Origin of the sequence: Paracoccus sp. pheM1, from assembly GCF_018499825.1 — a bacterium.
In the GTDB taxonomy this organism is placed as follows: Bacteria; Pseudomonadota; Alphaproteobacteria; order Rhodobacterales; family Rhodobacteraceae; genus Paracoccus; species Paracoccus versutus.
In genome coordinates, this window is record NZ_JAGXCX010000001.1 from 382,496 (window position 1) to 397,886 (window position 15,391).

Here is a 15,391-nt window from a genome sequence, read left to right on the forward strand (position 1 = left end):
CGCTAGTGCGGCGCCGGGGCGCGGTAAAGCGGCCTTTGCGCTCAGGGCACTTCCAGCTTGCCGATCAGCGGCACGTCGTCGTCCAGGCTGACGGTGTGGCGCTCGATCATGCGGTGGACCACGGGCGGTTCGGTCCCGCGATGCAGCTTGTTCAAGTCCTGGTAGGTCTCGAAATCGGCCTTGGTGCGGCGCAGGTTGTGGCGCACATATTCGTCCCAGGTGGCGATGTGATAGCTTTCGGTCCAGCGCTCGGGATGTTCCAGGTCGCGCAACAGCGCCCAGTTGCGCGCGCCGTCGCGGCGGCGGATGTTGCGGCGCAAGGCCATCAGCCGCAGGAACTCGGGCACGTCGAGCTGGTCGATCTCATAGTCGATCATCACCATGATCGGCCCCGAGCGGCCGCGCAGGTCCAGCGCCAGCTCGGGCTCGCGAAAGCGGTTCACCGGGTCCAGGTCCAGCGTGCCGAATTCGGGGATGCGCAGCCAATGGCCCAGCACCGCGCCCAGGAACAGCGGCACCGAGGCGGCGATCAGCGCCGTGTTCACGTCGTAGTTGTTGGCGACCGAGCCCCAGATCCAGGCCCCCGCCGCCATGCCGCCGAAGACCGCGGTCTGGTAAAGCGCCAGCGCGCGCGCCACCACCCAGCGCGGCGTCGAAAGCTGCACGGTGACGTTGAACAGCGACAGCGCCAGCACCCAGCTGGCCCCGGCGGGCAGCATGGCCAGCGCGTGCAGCCAGGTGCTTTCGGTCAGCGCCAGCATCAGCGCCGAGGCGCCGAAGGCGGCAAAGGCGACGCGGACCACGTTCTCGTTGTCCAGCCGCTCGCGCACCAGCGGGTTGATCAGCGCGCCGGCGATCGCGCCCAGCCCGAAGCAGCCCAGCAGCAGCCCGAACAGCAGCGAGCCCCCGGCGGGGTTCTGCTTGGCCACCAGCGGCAGAAGCGCCATGACCACGATGGCCGAAAAGCCGAACAGCGCCCCGCGCGACAGCACCCGCATCAGGTTCGGCGACAGCGCCACATAGCGCAGGCCCGCGCCCACGGCGGCGACGAAGGGCTCGGGCGTGGTGGTGCGGGGCGGCGTCACCGGATGCCAGCGGATCAGCGCGCCGAGCAGCGGGATATAGCTTGCCGCATTGACCGCGAATGCCGCCGCCGCGCCGAAGGCGGCGGTGATGATCCCGCCCACCGCCGGCCCGACCGAACGCATCAGGTTGAAGCCCACCGAGTTCAGCGACACCGCCGCCGGCAGGTCGTCGCGCGGCACCAGGTCCTGCATGCTGGCCTGCCAGGGCGGGTTGTAGATCGCCTGCCCGACTCCGATCAGGAAGGTCAGCGACAAGAGCAGCAAGGGCGTCATCCAGCCCTGCCAGGTCAGCACCGCCAGCAGCACCGAGACCGCGGCCATGAAGACCTGCGCCCCCAGCAGCAGCGTGCGGCGGTCGAAGATGTCGGCCAGCGCCCCCGAAAGCAGCGCGAACAGCATGATCGGCAGCGTGTTCGACGCCTGCACCAGCGCGATCAGCGTCGCCGAATCGGTCAGCTGCGTCATCATCCAGGCCGCGCCCACCGCCTGCACCAACCCGCCGAAGTTCGAGATCAGCGTCGCCGACCACAGCAGCCGGAAGTCGCGGTGGCGGAACGGGGCAAAGGGGCTCTTGCGGGCTGTTGCTGGCATGATCCGAAAAACCTGGGACAATCCGGCCAAGCTTAGGCAGAGCCCCGCCGGGCCGCAATCCGGCCGGCCGATTCTTGCCGTATCGCGGCGATCTTTCGTCTATCCGCAATATGATCGAAGAATATTCGAGAAAATACCGTAGATACGATGATTATGTGATGCATGAAGCCTATTTTCCGCCGGAATCGGGATTTCATTTCCGCGCCGGCTGCTATCCTTGCCCTCGACTCGGATTTTGGGGGGTGCGCGACTATGAAGATCATCGTTCTTGGGGCCGGTGTCCTGGGCGTCACGTCGGCCTGGTATCTGGCCAAGGCCGGGCATGAGGTGACGGTGATCGACCGGCAGGACGGGCCGGCGCTGGAGACGAGCTTTGCCAATGCCGGCGAGATCTCGCCCGGCTATTCCTCGCCCTGGGCGGCGCCGGGCGTGCCGCTGAAGGCGCTGAAATGGATGTTCCAGCGCCATGCGCCGCTGGTGATCCAGCCCAGGCTGGACTGGCAGCGGGTTTCCTGGATGGCGCGGATGCTGGGGAACTGCACCTCTTCGGCCTATGCCGTCAACAAGAGCCGCATGGTGCGGCTGGCCGAATACAGCCGCGACTGCCTGGGCGAGCTGCGGGCCGAAACCGGCATCCGCTATGACGAGCGCACGCAGGGCACCTTGCAGGTCTTCCGCAAGCAGCAGCAGCTGGATGCGGCCGGCAAGGACATCGAGGTGCTGCGCGCCGATGGCGTGCCCTTCGAGGTTCTGGACCGCGACGGCTGCGTCGCCGCCGAGCCGGGGCTGGCCGGTTCGGCCGAGCGGATCGTCGGCGGGCTGCGCCTGCCGGGGGACGAGACCGGGGACTGCTTCCTCTTTACCAACCGCCTGGCCGAGATGGCCGTGGCGGCGGGCGTGACCTTCCGCTGGGGCGTCGGCATCGAGGCGCTGGAGGCCGAGGGCGGCCGCATCAGCGCCGTGCGCACCGACAAGGGCCGGCTGACCGCGGATCGCTATGTTCTGGCGCTGGGCTCCTATTCGCCGCGCATGGTGCGGCATCTGGGCCTGAAGCTGCCGGTCTATCCGCTCAAGGGCTATTCGCTGACCATCGACATCCAGGACGAAAGCCGCGCCCCGGTTTCGACGGTGATGGACGAGACCTACAAGGTCGCGATCACCCGCCTGGGCGACCGAATCCGCGTCGGCGGGCTGGCCGAGATCGCCGGCTACGACCTGAGCCTGAATCCGCGGCGCAAGGAAACGCTGGCGAAATCGGTGGGCGAGCTGTTCGGCGGCGCGGGCGATGCGGAAAAGGCGCTGTTCTGGACCGGGCTGCGGCCGATGACGCCGGACGGCACGCCCATCGTCGGCGCGACGCCGATCCCGAACCTTTACCTCAACACCGGCCACGGGACGCTGGGCTGGACCATGTCGGCGGGCTCGGGGCGGCTGATCGCCGACCTGATCTCGGGGCGCAAGCCCGACATCGCGGCCGAGGATCTGGGCTATGCCCGTTACCTGCGCGGCGCCAAGGCCGCGGGCCGGCCGGCGCTGCAACCCGCCCGCGCCTGAAAATCGCGGCAAGCATGGAAAAAGGGGGCCTTTCAAAGGCCCCCTTTCGCCGTGCGGCGCGGTGTCAGGCCCGCTTGACGAGGCGCAGCACCACCAGCAGGATCACCGCGCCCAGGGTGGCGAAGATGATCGTGCCGAGGATGGGGGCCGAGGCGCTCATGCCCAGGCCGAGCATCGGAAACAGCCAGCCGGCGATCACGGCGCCCAGGATGCCGATGACGATGTTCATCAGCAGCCCCTCGCCATGGCCCTTGACGATCAGCCCGGCCAGCCAGCCGGCGATCGCCCCGATGATGAGCGTGATGAGCAAGGCGGTCAGGGTCATGAAAAGCTTCCTTTCCTTGCGGGTTTGCGGCGCTTGGCCGATCGGCAAGCCAACGTCGCTGGCCCCGCGCCGGTTCCGAATCCCGCGGATCGGGCCCGGCAGGCGCGGAAAATCGCGCGTTTGGGCAACAGTTCGGCAACGATTGCGCATGTCCGGCGGGTCCAAGGCTTGACGCCGCAGAACCGGAAGGGCTGATAAGGGGTTGCAACTCTTGCCCGCCCTCTGCTCGGGTCGGGCGCGTCATTCGACGCAATCTCACAGCTGCCACCGCCGCGCCCCTGGGCGCGGTGCGCTATGAAGGGAAAAACGATGCGCCTTGTTCCGCTTTTGCTGGTGGTGGGCCTTGGCCTTGCCGCCTGTGCGCCTGCCGCCGAGACCCCGACCCAACCGCCGCCCGACCACGGCGTCTATGGCGCGCGGACCGATACCGGCCCCAACGGCGAGCCGATCGAGATCAACGCCGTCCGCCCCGCCTATCTGACCGAGCGCAACCGCCGCCAGCGCGTGCCCTACAACGGCCCCGAAGGCGCCGGCACCATCGTCGTCGATCCCTATGCGCGCTTCCTTTATCACGTGCTGGGCAGTGGCGAGGCCATGCGCTATGGCGTCGCGGTCGGCCAGGCGGGCAAGAACTTCCAGGGCAGCGCAACCATCGGCCGCAAGCATGCCTGGCCCAGCTGGACGCCCACCGCCAACATGGTCCGCACCCAGCCCGAGCTTTACGGCCCGCTCAAGGGCGGGCTGCGCGGCGGGGTGGACAACCCGTTGGGCTCGCGCGCGCTCTATCTCTACAAGGGCGGGCGCGACACCATGTATCGCATCCATGGCACGATGGACCCGTCCTCGATCGGCAAGGCGACCTCGGCCGGCTGCATCCGGCTGTTCAACCAGGACATCATGGACCTGTTCGACGAGATCCCCAGCGGCACCGCGGTCAAGGTCCGCACCCGCGCCGAAAGCCTGGCGCTGGAAGGGCCGCTGGTCGAATTGCCCAACGGCTACCTGGCGCCCGCGGGCGAGGTGCAGACCGCCGAGGCCCAGGCCGCGCAATAACCGCGCCTTCCGGTTCCGACCCCATGCCCGCCCCGGCCCGTCCACGGCCGGGGCGTTCTTTTTCTGGCCAGCGCCGGCCGGGCGTGGCAGATTCCGCCCTGATCCGCCCAGCCTGAAAGGAGAGAGCCCATGGCCAAGCCCGCCGATCCGACCGCCTCCGCCTCGCGCGACCTGGATGCGATTGCCGAGCAGACCCAGACCGCGGCGCTGCGCCTGCTGGATCAGGCCGCGCTGGCCGCCTTGCAGCGCGACCTGCGCGCGATGAAGCAAAGCGAACAGGACGAGGCGGTGCGCAAGGCGCTGGCCCAGGCGATGCGCCGCGCCGCCGCCGAAAAGCGCCGCCGCGCCGAACAGGCCGAGCCCGCCGCGGATGTGGCTGCCGAGCCTGCCGCCCCCGCTTCTGCCGCGCCGTCCAAGTCCCCGCGCCCGGTGCGGCCGCTGCCCGACAAGGCCGAGAGGAAGCGCATCAAGGAGGCCGAGAGGGCCGAGAAGAAGCGGGTGAAGGAGGCCGAGAAGGCCGAGCGCAAGGCCGCGAAACAGGCGGCCAAGGCGGCCGAGAAAGAGGCCGCCCGCGCCGCGCGCAAATCGGCCAGGGCGGCGGAAGCCGGAAAACCCGCCGCGAAGGGCAACGGGCAGGGCGGCAAGGGCAAGGGCAAGAAGGCCCAGTAAGCGCGCAGGCACGGTTCCCAAGCCGCGCCTTGCCTGCTATTGGACATCCGACCACTCCATCCGGGTTCACCATGCGCCGTCCGGTTCTGGCCCTTGCCGCCGCCGTTTCCGCCGCTTTCCTTACCCTCCCCGTCCAGGCGGCGGAGGACGCGGTCCATGGCCCGCCGCCGCCCCCGGACCAGCTGCGCTGCACGGATGACGGCACCTATTGCATTTCGGTCGCCGCCTATGTGCCCGATGTCTGCTCGGCCATCGAGCGGGCGGCGGGGAAGAACGGGCTCGACCCGCATTTCCTCGCCCGGCTGCTGTGGAAGGAAAGCCTGTTCGAGCCGGGCGCGATCAGCCCGGTCGGCGCCATGGGCATCGCGCAATTCATGCCCGGCACCGCCGAGATGGTCGGGCTGGACGATCCCTTCAACCCGGCCAAGGCCATCGAGGCCTCGGCGCGCTACCTGGCGACGCTGACGGCGAGCTTCGGCAATGTCGGCCTGGCCGCGGTGGCCTATAACGGCGGCGAGAACCGTGCCGCGCGCTTCGTCTCGCAGGGGGGCGGCCTGCCCTGGGAGACGCAGGACTATGTCCAGGCGATCACCGGCCAGACCGCCTGGATCTGGCGCGACGATCCGCCCCAGCGGCTGGACGTGCGGCTGGACAAGGAGCGGCCCTTTCGCCAGGCCTGCATCGACCTGGCCAGCGCACGCAAGCTGCGCGAGTTCCAGACCCCCGACCATCCCTGGCCCTGGGGCGTGATCGTCGCCACCCATCCCAGCCAGTCGGGGGCCAGCGCGCAGGTCGCGCGGCTGAACCGGCAGCTGCGGCCGATCCTGGGCGGCAAGCGCGTGAGCTATGTGCATCGCAAGATCTCGGGCGGGCCGAGGAAGCTTTTCACCGCGCAGATCGGCTATTCCTCGAAGTCCGAGGCCCATGCCTTCTGCAACCGGCTGCGGGGCCTGGGCGGGCGGTGCCTGGTGCTGAAGAACTGAAACGCCGCGCGGGTGGCGGCGTTCCTTGGGTATTTGGGGAACGAAGAAGCCGGACTCGACGCCCCTATTTCGTCCAGTGCACCTGGGTCAGGTCGTTTGCGGGCATCGGGGCGTTTTCCCACAGCCCCTCGATTTCCGCCTTGGCGACGCCGGTCTTCGCCAGCTGGAACAGGAAGGCGTTGGCATGATCGCCGGCGATGATTTCCTGCGCCTGTTTCAGCAGCGCCGAGCGTTCCGCCGGGTCGGTGGCGGCGTCGAGCCGGGCCATGGTTTCGTCGAAGGCCGGGTTCTGGTAGTTGAAGTAATAATCCTTGCGGGCGTAGATGCCGATGTCCATCGGCTCGACATGGCTGATGATGGTCAGGTCGTAATCGGCGTTCTTGAACACCTGTTCCAGCCATTGCGCCCATTCCATGTTGGTGATCTGGGTCTGGATGCCCACGGCGCGCAATTCGGCCGCCACGATCTCGCCGCCGCGGCGGGCATAGGGCGTCGGCGGCAGGGCGAGGCGCAGGGCCGGGATCTGGGTGCCCGACTCGGCCAGCAGCGTTTTCGCCAGTTCGGGATCGTATTGCGATTTCGCGGTCAGGTCGACGTAATCGGGATGGTGGGGGGCGAAATGCGTGCCGATGGGCGTGCCATAGCCGAACATGGCGCCGTCGATGATTTCCTGGCGGTTGACGGCATGGGCGATGGCCTCGCGTATTTTGGCCTGGGCCAGCGCGGGGTGCTTGTGGTTCATGGCCAGGATCGTCTCGCCCTCGGTGGTGCCGACCAGCACCTTGAAGCGTGGATCGGCCTGCAGCTGCGCCAGGGTTTCCGGGGCGGGATAGATCGGGAAGGCGTCGATGTCGCCCGCCATCATCGCCGCGAAGGCGGCGCTGGGATCGGCGATGAAGCGGAAGGTGGCGGTTTTCAGCGCCGGCTTTTCGCCCCAGTAGCCCTCGAAGGCGTCGAGCCGGATATGGTCGCCCTGCCGCCATTCGCCGAAGCGGAACGGGCCGGTGCCGACGGGCCTGGTGGCGATCCCTGCCACGCTGGCCTCGTCCACCATCACCGCGTCGCCCCAGGCCATCTTGAACGGAAAGCCGCCGTCCGGCGCCTTGAGCGTGACGCGGACGGTCAGCGGGTCCAGGGCCTCGACCGTCTCGATGCCCTCGAACAGGGCCTTCTGGGCGTTGGTGCTGTCGGGCGCGCGGGCGCGGTCGAGCGAAAAGACCACGTCCTGCGCGTCGAAGGCGGCGCCGTCGTGGAAGGTCACGCCGGGGCGCAGGCGGAAGGTGTAGGTCTGGCCGTCGGCGCTGTCCCAGCTTTCGGCCAGGCCGGGCTTGACGCTGCCGTCGGGGGCGATGCGGGTCAGGCCCTCGAAGACATTGGCATAGACCACCTCGTCGATGGCGGCGGCGGCGCCCCCGGTCGGGTCCAGGTTCGGCGGCTCCAGCACCATGGCCAGCGTGATCGAATCCGGCGCCGCCAGCGCCGGCGTGGCCAGAATCGCCGCCAGCGCGGCCGTCTGCATCAGTTTCGCAAGCATCCCCGTCCCCCTTGGGCTGATCCCTGGGCGCAGCTTCCCGGCAAAACGGCCGGCGATCAAGCCCGCCGCTCGGTCAGCTGCTGGGCGAGGCCCGCGAACATCAGCCACAGCGAGCTGAGCAGCAGCCCCCAGCGGGCAAAGCTTTCGGGGTGGAAATCGACCAGCACCGCCCAGACCGAGAACCCCACCCAGGCCACGGTGACGGGCAGCGAGACCAGGCGCCAGCGTTCGGTGCGCATCGGGTGGATGAACTTGAGATTGGTGAACATGGCGATCGCCAGCGCCACGACGATGGCCAGCGTCAGCCAGAAATCCGGCTTGATCGCGAACAGCACCAGCACCACCATGTTCCAGCAGGCGGGGAAGCCGGCAAAGGAATTGTCGCGGGTCTTCATCCGGGTGTCGGCGAAATAGATCACGCTGCCATAGGTGATGGCGATGATCGCGATCCAGCCGGTCCAGCCCGGCAAAAGCCCCGACATGAACAGCGCATAGGCCGGGATGAAGACATAGGTCAGGTAGTCGATGATCAGGTCCATCAACACGCCGTCATAGGTCGGCCAGTTGGTCTTGACGTGATAGCGCCGCGCCAGCGGGCCGTCGACGCCGTCCACGATCAGCGCAATGACCAGCCAGAAGAACATCTGCGACCATTCGCCCCGGACGGCGGCCAGCAGGGCAAGCATGGACAGCACCGCTCCGGTCGCGGTCAGCAGGTGGACGGTCAGGGCTTTGAGGCGCGGATTCATCCCCTGCTTCTGTCACCGATGGGTCATGATCGCAAGTTCGTGCGGGTCCGTGCCCTGCGCTTTTGCCGCGGGGTGATGCGGGCGGCCGACGGCCCTATGCGGCAAATTCCTCGGCCGCGTAGCCTTGCAGATAGAGCAGCGCGGTCAGGTCGCCGTGGTTGATTCGCAAGCCCACCTGGGCTGCGACCACGGGTTTGGCGTGCAGCGCGACGCCCATGCCGGCCAGCTTGAGCATGTCGAGGTCGTTGGCGCCGTCGCCCACCGCCAGCACGTCGGCGGGGGCCAGGCCGCGGGCGGCGGTGATGTCGCGCAGCGCCTCGACCTTGGCCTCGCGGCCCAGGATCGGCAGGGCGACATGGCCGGTCAGCACGCCTTCCTCGGCCAGGAGCGTGTTGGCGCGATGCTCGTCGAAGCCGAGCGCGCGGGCGACGGGGCCGGTGAAATCGGTGAACCCGCCCGAGACCAGCGCGGCATAGCCGCCCTGCGCATGCATCGTCGCCACCAGCTGCCGGCCGCCGGGGGCCAGGGTGATGCGGCTGTCCAGCACCTCGGCGATGGCCGATTCGCGCAGGCCGGCCAGCAGGCCGACGCGGGCCAGCAGGGCCTCGTGGAAGTTCAGCTCTCCGTTCATGGCGCGGGCGGTGATGGCGGCGACGCGCTCGCCCACGCCGGCGACATCGGCCAGCTCGTCGATGCATTCCTGCTGGATCATGGTCGAATCCATGTCGGCCAGCAGCACCGCCTTGCGCCGGCCGCGGGTGGGCTGGATCGCCAGGTCGAAGCCCTCGGCCTGCAGCCGTTCCCATGTCTGCCAGAAATCCGCCGGCTCGGCGGCGAGGGGAAATTCGGCGGCGATGCCCTGGGCCAGCCAGATGACATGCCCGCCATCCCAGGCGCGGCGCAGGTCGTCGACCAGCGCGGCGGACAGGTCCGCGCGGCTGGGCGCGGCAAGGATGGTGACGGTGAACATGCTGGCCCCCTTGGCGGTTGTTTCCGGCAGCACTAGCCAAAGCGCCGCGGGGGATCAATCAGTCGGATTCATGCCGAAAAACTGTCGCATGCATGGCTTGCAATTTTTTCTTGCGGGAATCCTTCGGCGGCGCTAAGGCCATCAGCGGGACACGCCGCCCCAACGCGGCGCTTCATAGCTGGAAGGCTAACATCATGGGCAAGACTGCTCCGGCCGCGCGGCCGGCCAATCCGCGCTTTTCCTCGGGCCCCTGCGCCAAGATCCCCAATTTCTCGCTGGACATGCTTGCCGACGCGCCGCTGGGCCGCTCGCATCGGGCCGCCGTGGGCAAGGCCAAGCTGGCCGAGGCCATCGACCTGACCCGCGACGTGCTGGGCGTGCCGGCGGATTACCGCATCGGCATCGTTCCCGCCTCGGACACCGGCGCCGTCGAGATGGCGCTGTGGTCGCTTCTGGGCGTGCGCAAGGTCGAGATGCTGGCCTGGGAAAGCTTCGGCGAGGGCTGGGTCACGGATGTCGTGAAGCAGCTCAAGCTGGATGCGGTGGTCCGCAAGGCCGATTACGGCAAGATCGTGGATTTCGCCCAGGTCGATTTCGACAACGACGTGGTCTTTACCTGGAACGGCACCACCTCGGGCGTGCGGGTGCCGAACGGCGACGCGATCCCCGCGGACCGCGCCGGGCTGACCATCTGCGACGCCACCTCGGCCGCCTTCGCGATGGAGCTGCCTTTCGACAAGCTCGACGTGGTGACCTTCAGCTGGCAGAAGGTGCTGGGCGGCGAGGGCGCGCATGGCGTGCTGATCCTGAGCCCGCGCGCCGTCGAGCGGCTGGAGAGCCATACCCCCGCCTGGCCGCTGCCGAAGATCTTTCGCATGATCAAGGGCGGCAAGCTGATCGAGGGCATCTTCAAGGGCGAGACCATCAACACGCCCTCGATGCTGTGCGTCGAGGACTACCTGGTGGCGCTGAAATGGGCGCAATCCCTTGGCGGCCGCAAGGCGCTGGTCGCCCGCGCCGAGGCCAATGCGAAGGCCGTGCGCGGCTTCATCGCCGGCAAGGATTGGATCGCCGACCTGGCCGAGGATCCGGCCACGGCCTCGACCACCTCGGTCTGCCTGAAGTTCACCGATCCGCGGATCCGGGACGGCGCCGCCTTCGCCAAGGCCGTCGCCAAGCGGCTGGAGAAGGAAGGGGTGGCGCTGGATGCCGGCGCCTATCGCGACGCGCCCCCCGGCCTGCGCATCTGGTGCGGCTCGACCGTCGAGACGGCCGATGTCGCGGCGCTGATGCCCTGGATCGAACATGCCTTCGAGGCCGAGATCGAGGCGCAGGCGGAAGTCGCCTGAGCGCGCTGCCGGGCCGGGGCGCTGCCCCGGACCCCGGGATATTTGGACACGAAAGAAGCCGAGTTGCAGCGCCTGCGGCGCGCTGCCGGCCCCCGCATATCCAGAGGATAGAGAAATGCCCAAGGTTCTTGTTTCGGACAAGCTTTCGGAAACCGCCGTCCAGATCTTTCGCGACCGCGGCGTCGACGTGGACTACCTGCCGGATGTCGGCAAGGACAAGGAAAAGCTCGCCGAGATCATCGGCCAGTACGACGGGCTGGCCATCCGCTCGGCCACCAAGGTGACGGCGAAGCTGCTGGAGAACGCCACCAACCTGAAGGTGATCGGCCGCGCCGGGATCGGGGTGGACAATGTCGATATTCCGGCCGCCTCGAAGAAGGGCGTCATCGTGATGAACACGCCCTTCGGCAACTCGGTGACGACGGCGGAGCACGCCATCGCGCTGATGTTCGCCGTGGCGCGGCAATTGCCCGAGGCCAGCGTCTCGACCCATGAGGGCAAGTGGGAGAAGAACCGCTTCATGGGGGTCGAGGTCTTCAACAAGATCCTGGGCGTCATCGGCGCGGGGAACATCGGCTCCATCGTCATCGACCGGGCGCTGGGGCTGAAGATGAAGGTGCTGGCCTATGACCCCTTCCTGTCCGAGGAGCGGGCCAAGGAGCTGGGCGTGAAGAAGGTCGAGCTGGACGAGCTGCTGGCCCGCGCCGATTTCATCACCCTGCACGTGCCGCTGACCGAGAAGACCCGCAACATCCTGTCGCGCGAGAACCTGGAGAAGACCAAGAAGGGCGTGCGCATCGTCAATGCCGCCCGCGGCGGGCTGATCGACGAGGAGGCGCTGGCCGCGCTGTTGAAATCGGGCCATGTCGCCGGCGCCGCGCTGGACGTGTTCGCCACCGAGCCGGCGACCGAGAGCCCGCTGTTCGGCCTGCCGAACGTGGTGGTGACGCCGCACCTGGGCGCCTCGACCACCGAGGCGCAGGAGAACGTCGCCCTGCAGGTCGCCGAGCAGATGTCGGACTACCTGCTGACCGGCGCGGTGCAGAATGCGCTGAACATGCCCTCGGTCACGGCCGAGGAAGCGGCGGTGATGGGGCCCTGGCTGAAGCTGGCCGGGCACCTGGGCGCCTTCATCGGCCAGATGACCGACGAGCCGATCAAGGCGATCAACGTGCTTTACGACGGCGTCGCCTCGGAGATGAACCTCAAGGCGCTGAACGCCGCGGTGATCGCCGGGGTGATGAAGGCCACGAACCCGGACGTGAACATGGTCTCGGCCCCGGTCATGGCGGCCGAGCGCGGGGTGCAGGTGGCGACCACCACCCAGGCCAAGTCGGGCGTCTTCGACGGCTATATCAAGGCCACCGTCGTCACCGACACGCGCGAGCGGTCCATCGCCGGCACCGTGTTCAGCGACGGCAAGCCGCGCTTCATCCAGATCCGCGGCATCAATGTCGATGCCGAGATCGGCGAGCATATGCTTTACACCCGCAACCGCGACGTGCCGGGGGTCATCGGCGCGCTGGGCATGACCCTGGGCGACCTGGGCGTGAACATCGCCAATTTCACCCTGGGCCGGACCAAGACCGGGGACGATGCCATCGCCATCCTCTACCTCGACGAGACGCTGAAGCCCGAGGCGCTGGAGGCGCTGCGCGCCACCGGCAAGTTCCTGCAGGTGCGGCCGCTGCAATTCGAGGTTTGAACCTTGCGAACCCCCGGACTAGGCTCCGGGGGTTTTCATTTGCGGGGCTTGCATGCGGACCTATGCCATCGGCGACATTCACGGCCATCTCGACCTGCTGCGCGCGGCGCATGAGTTGATTGCGCGCGACGATGCCGCGCATGGCGGCGGCGGCAGGCTGGTCCATGTCGGCGACCTGCAGGACCGCGGCCCGGATTCGCGCGGCGTGGTCGACTACCTGATGCGCGGCCAGGCCGAGGGGCTGCCCTGGATCGTCCTCAAGGGCAATCACGACCGTTTCCTGCCGCGCTTTGCCTGGCAGCCGGAATGGATCGACCCCGGACTGGCCTCGGGGCGGCACTGGCTCGAGCATCCCTCGCTGGGCGCGGCCGAGACGCTGGCCTCCTACGGCGTCGAGATCCGCGACCCCGCCCGCACCCATGCCGAGGTGCTGCGCGCCGTGCCGGAGGCGCATCTGCGCTGGCTGGATGCGCTGCCGCTGTGGCACCTGGTCCCGCAGGCGCTGTTCGTCCATGCCGGCATCCGCCCCGGCGTCGACCTGGCCCGGCAGACCGAGCACGACCTGGTCTGGATCCGCAAGGGTTTCCTGGACGATGCCAGCGATCACGGCCTGCTGGTGGTGCATGGCCACAGCCCGGTCAAGCAGGTGACGCATTTCGGCAACCGCCTGGCCATCGACACCGGCGCGGCCTATGGCGGGCCGCTGAGCGTGGTCGTCTTCGACGAAACCGGGCTGCATCTGCTGACCGAGGCGGGGCGCGAGCCGATCCCGGCCCCCTGAGCCCGGCCCCCTGAGCCCGGCCCCCTGAGCCCGGCCCCCTGAGCCCGGCCCTGTGGCAGGCTTGCCAGGGCACCGGCGGGAAATGTCTCAAATCCTACGCATCCATTGACCCCTTGGCACGAGGGGCCAAATATCAGCCCTATGCGCCATGCGTGGCGTGTCAGGAGGTGAGGCGCCGTGCAGTCCCTTTCCGTCATCTTCCAGCTCGCCGGGGCCGTGGCGCTGCTGCTTTTCGGGCTTGGCCTGGTCCGCGACGGGATGGTGCGCGCCTTTGGCGTCAGGCTCAAGATGGCGCTGGGGCGGGGCACGCGCACCGGGCTGCGGGCCTTTGCTTCGGGGCTGGTGGCGACGCTGGGGCTGCAAAGCTCGACCGCGACGGCGCTGATGACGGCCTCATTCGTGGATCGCGGCATGATCCGGCCGCGCATGGCCCAGATCGTGTTGCTGGGCGCCAACCTGGGCACGGCGCTGACCGCCTGGATCGTCGCCTCGGGGATCGAGGCGCTGGTGCCGGTGCTGCTGCTGGCCGGCTATGCCATGCGCCGCCAGTCCCGGCGCGGCTGGTCGGGCGGCGGGCTCGCGCTGATCGGCATCGCGCTGATGCTGCTGTCGCTGGGCCTGCTGGGCCATGCGACCGAGCCCCTGCGGGAATCCGCGGCCATGGCGACCTTCCTGGCCATGCTGGGCAATGCCTGGCCGGTGGCGCTGGCCATCGCGGCGGGGCTGGCGGTGATCTGCTCGTCCTCGCTGGCGGTGGTGATGCTGGTGCTGTCGCTGGGGATGGAGCCGGCGCTGACCGTGGTGCTGGTGCTGGGCGCCAACCTGGGCGGGGCGATCCCGCCAGTGCTGGCCACGGCCGGGCAGGGCATCGCCGCCCGCCGCGTCGCCCTGGGCAACCTGGTCGTGCGCGCCGTCGGTTGCCTTGTCGCGTTGCCCCTGGCGGGCCAGGCGGCGCAGGTGCTGACCGCCGTGCCCCTGCCGGAAACCGGGCTGGCGGTCGAGGCGCATCTGGCCTTCAACCTGGTGCTGGCCGCGGCGATCTGGCCCTTCTCGGGGCTGGTCACGCGGCTGACCGGGCTCATCCTGCACGAGGATGAGGCGCCGCCGCCGATCGAGGCGCAGCTGCTCGACGGGCAGGCGCTGGACACGCCGGCGGTGGCGCTGGCCCGCGCCAGCCGCGCGGCGCTGGCCATCGGCGATGTGGTCGAACGGATGCTGCAGCAAGCCCACACCGCCTTCGACCGCGGCGACGATGCGCCGCTGGCCGAGGTTTCCGTGCTGGAAGAGCGGGTGGATCGCATGCAGCAGGAGGTGAAGAGCTTTCTCTCCCGCCTGGGCCGCGAGGCGGGCGAGGATCAGCGGCGCCAGGCCATCACCATCCTGGATTACGTCATCAACCTGGAACATGTCGGCGACATCATCGACAAGGGGCTCGGCCCCGAGATCCGCAAGAAGGCGGCGCTGGCCCTGCGCTTTTCCGACGAGGGCTATCGCGAACTCGACGGGCTGTTCCTGATGACCATCGAGAACCTGCGGCTGGCCCAGACCGTCTTCATGACCCGCGACCGCGACCTGGCGCGGCAGCTGATGGAGGAGAAGGTCGAGATCCGCCGGCTGGAGCGCATGTCGGCGCAGCGCCACCTGATGCGGCTGCGCGAGGGGCGGGCGGAGAGCCAGCAGACCTCTTCGCTGCACCTGGACATCCTGCGCGACCTGAAGCGGGTGAATGCGCATATCGTCTCGGTCGCGCATCCGATCCTGGACGAGGCCGACCTGCTGATCGAAAGCCGGCTCAAGCGGGGCTGACGGCCGGATCGGGCGAAGCCATCGGGCTGACGCGGCCGGACCGTTCGCGAGCGCATCGCGGGTTTCGGTCCTGGCGGAAGCCGCTGTCCGGCGAGCCGCGCGGCCCGGACCGGCTGGATGGCCCGCCGTGCCGGGTGGTGGAGATTCATCGGCCGAGCGCGGGAAACCCTTATCCGGCGGGGTGGGCGTTTCGGTGCGCGGCCTTTGGATTTTGTGCGGCGTGTGTCCAGGGATCCC

General features: G+C 68.7%; 13 protein-coding genes. 8 read left to right on the top strand and 5 right to left on the bottom strand.

Annotated elements, in window-relative coordinates; all coding sequences use genetic code 11:
• Nucleotides 1-41: 41 nt before the first annotated feature.
• Nucleotides 42-1,676 carry an MFS transporter gene (locus KF941_RS02020; RefSeq protein WP_036754237.1) on the bottom strand — a complete coding sequence of 545 codons (1,635 nt, stop codon included), beginning with the start codon at nt 1,674-1,676 and terminating at the stop codon, nt 42-44.
• Nucleotides 1,677-1,928: 252 nt separating this feature from the next.
• On the opposite strand from KF941_RS02020, the gene KF941_RS02025 reads away from it, so the two are divergent.
• Nucleotides 1,929-3,230 carry a D-amino acid dehydrogenase gene (locus tag KF941_RS02025; protein WP_036754241.1) on the top strand — a complete coding sequence of 434 codons (1,302 nt, stop codon included), beginning with the start codon at nt 1,929-1,931 and terminating at the stop codon, nt 3,228-3,230.
• 64 nt (nt 3,231-3,294) lie between these two features.
• Here KF941_RS02025 and KF941_RS02030 read toward each other — a convergent pair whose 3' ends face one another.
• Nucleotides 3,295-3,555, bottom strand: coding sequence for a GlsB/YeaQ/YmgE family stress response membrane protein (locus KF941_RS02030; RefSeq protein ID WP_024844092.1), 261 nt, complete (start codon nt 3,553-3,555; stop codon nt 3,295-3,297).
• Between the two features lie 309 nt (nt 3,556-3,864).
• Between KF941_RS02030 and KF941_RS02035 the strand changes: the two genes are divergently transcribed.
• The 3 genes from KF941_RS02035 to KF941_RS02045 all read left to right on the top strand — a co-directional run bounded on the left by KF941_RS02035 (nt 3,865) and on the right by KF941_RS02045 (nt 6,260).
• A complete protein-coding gene (locus KF941_RS02035) occupies nt 3,865-4,608 on the top strand; it encodes a L,D-transpeptidase (protein ID WP_072462386.1) in 744 nt (247 codons plus the stop codon).
• Between the two features lie 129 nt (nt 4,609-4,737).
• On the top strand, nt 4,738-5,277 hold the full coding sequence (locus KF941_RS02040; protein ID WP_214272417.1) for a hypothetical protein: 540 nt from the start codon (nt 4,738-4,740) through the stop codon (nt 5,275-5,277).
• 71 nt (nt 5,278-5,348) lie between these two features.
• A complete protein-coding gene (locus KF941_RS02045; RefSeq protein WP_214272418.1) occupies nt 5,349-6,260 on the top strand; it encodes a lytic transglycosylase domain-containing protein in 912 nt (303 codons plus the stop codon).
• 64 nt (nt 6,261-6,324) lie between these two features.
• Here KF941_RS02045 and KF941_RS02050 read toward each other — a convergent pair whose 3' ends face one another.
• The 3 genes from KF941_RS02050 to serB all read right to left on the bottom strand — a co-directional run bounded on the left by KF941_RS02050 (nt 6,325) and on the right by serB (nt 9,513).
• Complete coding sequence (locus KF941_RS02050; protein WP_214272419.1) at nt 6,325-7,794, bottom strand: ABC transporter substrate-binding protein; 1,470 nt, start codon at nt 7,792-7,794, stop codon at nt 6,325-6,327.
• Nucleotides 7,795-7,850: 56 nt separating this feature from the next.
• A complete protein-coding gene (locus KF941_RS02055) occupies nt 7,851-8,543 on the bottom strand; it encodes a CDP-alcohol phosphatidyltransferase family protein (protein WP_036754257.1) in 693 nt (230 codons plus the stop codon).
• Between the two features lie 94 nt (nt 8,544-8,637).
• Complete coding sequence (gene serB, locus KF941_RS02060; protein WP_214272420.1) at nt 8,638-9,513, bottom strand: phosphoserine phosphatase SerB; 876 nt, start codon at nt 9,511-9,513, stop codon at nt 8,638-8,640.
• 194 nt (nt 9,514-9,707) lie between these two features.
• Between serB and KF941_RS02065 the strand changes: the two genes are divergently transcribed.
• From KF941_RS02065 to KF941_RS02080, 4 genes are all read left to right on the top strand, one after another.
• On the top strand, nt 9,708-10,862 hold the full coding sequence (locus tag KF941_RS02065) for a phosphoserine transaminase (protein ID WP_214272421.1): 1,155 nt from the start codon (nt 9,708-9,710) through the stop codon (nt 10,860-10,862).
• A gap of 115 nt (nt 10,863-10,977) precedes the next feature.
• Nucleotides 10,978-12,567: a phosphoglycerate dehydrogenase gene (serA, locus tag KF941_RS02070; RefSeq protein ID WP_214272422.1), complete on the top strand. Its 1,590-nt coding sequence runs from the start codon at nt 10,978-10,980 to the stop codon at nt 12,565-12,567.
• 52 nt (nt 12,568-12,619) lie between these two features.
• Nucleotides 12,620-13,348: a metallophosphoesterase gene (locus KF941_RS02075; protein ID WP_036754262.1), complete on the top strand. Its 729-nt coding sequence runs from the start codon at nt 12,620-12,622 to the stop codon at nt 13,346-13,348.
• Nucleotides 13,349-13,525: 177 nt separating this feature from the next.
• Nucleotides 13,526-15,154 (top strand): Na/Pi cotransporter family protein, encoded by a 1,629-nt coding sequence (locus KF941_RS02080; RefSeq protein ID WP_214272423.1) that lies wholly within the window; start codon nt 13,526-13,528, stop codon nt 15,152-15,154.
• Nucleotides 15,155-15,391: the final 237 nt, after the last annotated feature.

What these genes read in the sequence shown, in the direction of transcription:
- KF941_RS02020 (WP_036754237.1), bottom strand. Translation starts at nt 1,676, where the DNA reads ATGCCAGCAACAGCCCGCAAGAGCCCCTTTGCCCCGTTCCGCCACCGC.
- KF941_RS02025 (WP_036754241.1), top strand. Translation starts at nt 1,929, where the DNA reads ATGAAGATCATCGTTCTTGGGGCCGGTGTCCTGGGCGTCACGTCGGCC.
- KF941_RS02030 (WP_024844092.1), bottom strand. Translation starts at nt 3,555, where the DNA reads ATGACCCTGACCGCCTTGCTCATCACGCTCATCATCGGGGCGATCGCC.
- KF941_RS02035 (WP_072462386.1), top strand. Translation starts at nt 3,865, where the DNA reads ATGCGCCTTGTTCCGCTTTTGCTGGTGGTGGGCCTTGGCCTTGCCGCC.
- KF941_RS02040 (WP_214272417.1), top strand. Translation starts at nt 4,738, where the DNA reads ATGGCCAAGCCCGCCGATCCGACCGCCTCCGCCTCGCGCGACCTGGAT.
- KF941_RS02045 (WP_214272418.1), top strand. Translation starts at nt 5,349, where the DNA reads ATGCGCCGTCCGGTTCTGGCCCTTGCCGCCGCCGTTTCCGCCGCTTTC.
- KF941_RS02050 (WP_214272419.1), bottom strand. Translation starts at nt 7,794, where the DNA reads ATGCTTGCGAAACTGATGCAGACGGCCGCGCTGGCGGCGATTCTGGCC.
- KF941_RS02055 (WP_036754257.1), bottom strand. Translation starts at nt 8,543, where the DNA reads ATGAATCCGCGCCTCAAAGCCCTGACCGTCCACCTGCTGACCGCGACC.
- serB (WP_214272420.1), bottom strand. Translation starts at nt 9,513, where the DNA reads ATGTTCACCGTCACCATCCTTGCCGCGCCCAGCCGCGCGGACCTGTCC.
- KF941_RS02065 (WP_214272421.1), top strand. Translation starts at nt 9,708, where the DNA reads ATGGGCAAGACTGCTCCGGCCGCGCGGCCGGCCAATCCGCGCTTTTCC.
- serA (WP_214272422.1), top strand. Translation starts at nt 10,978, where the DNA reads ATGCCCAAGGTTCTTGTTTCGGACAAGCTTTCGGAAACCGCCGTCCAG.
- KF941_RS02075 (WP_036754262.1), top strand. Translation starts at nt 12,620, where the DNA reads ATGCGGACCTATGCCATCGGCGACATTCACGGCCATCTCGACCTGCTG.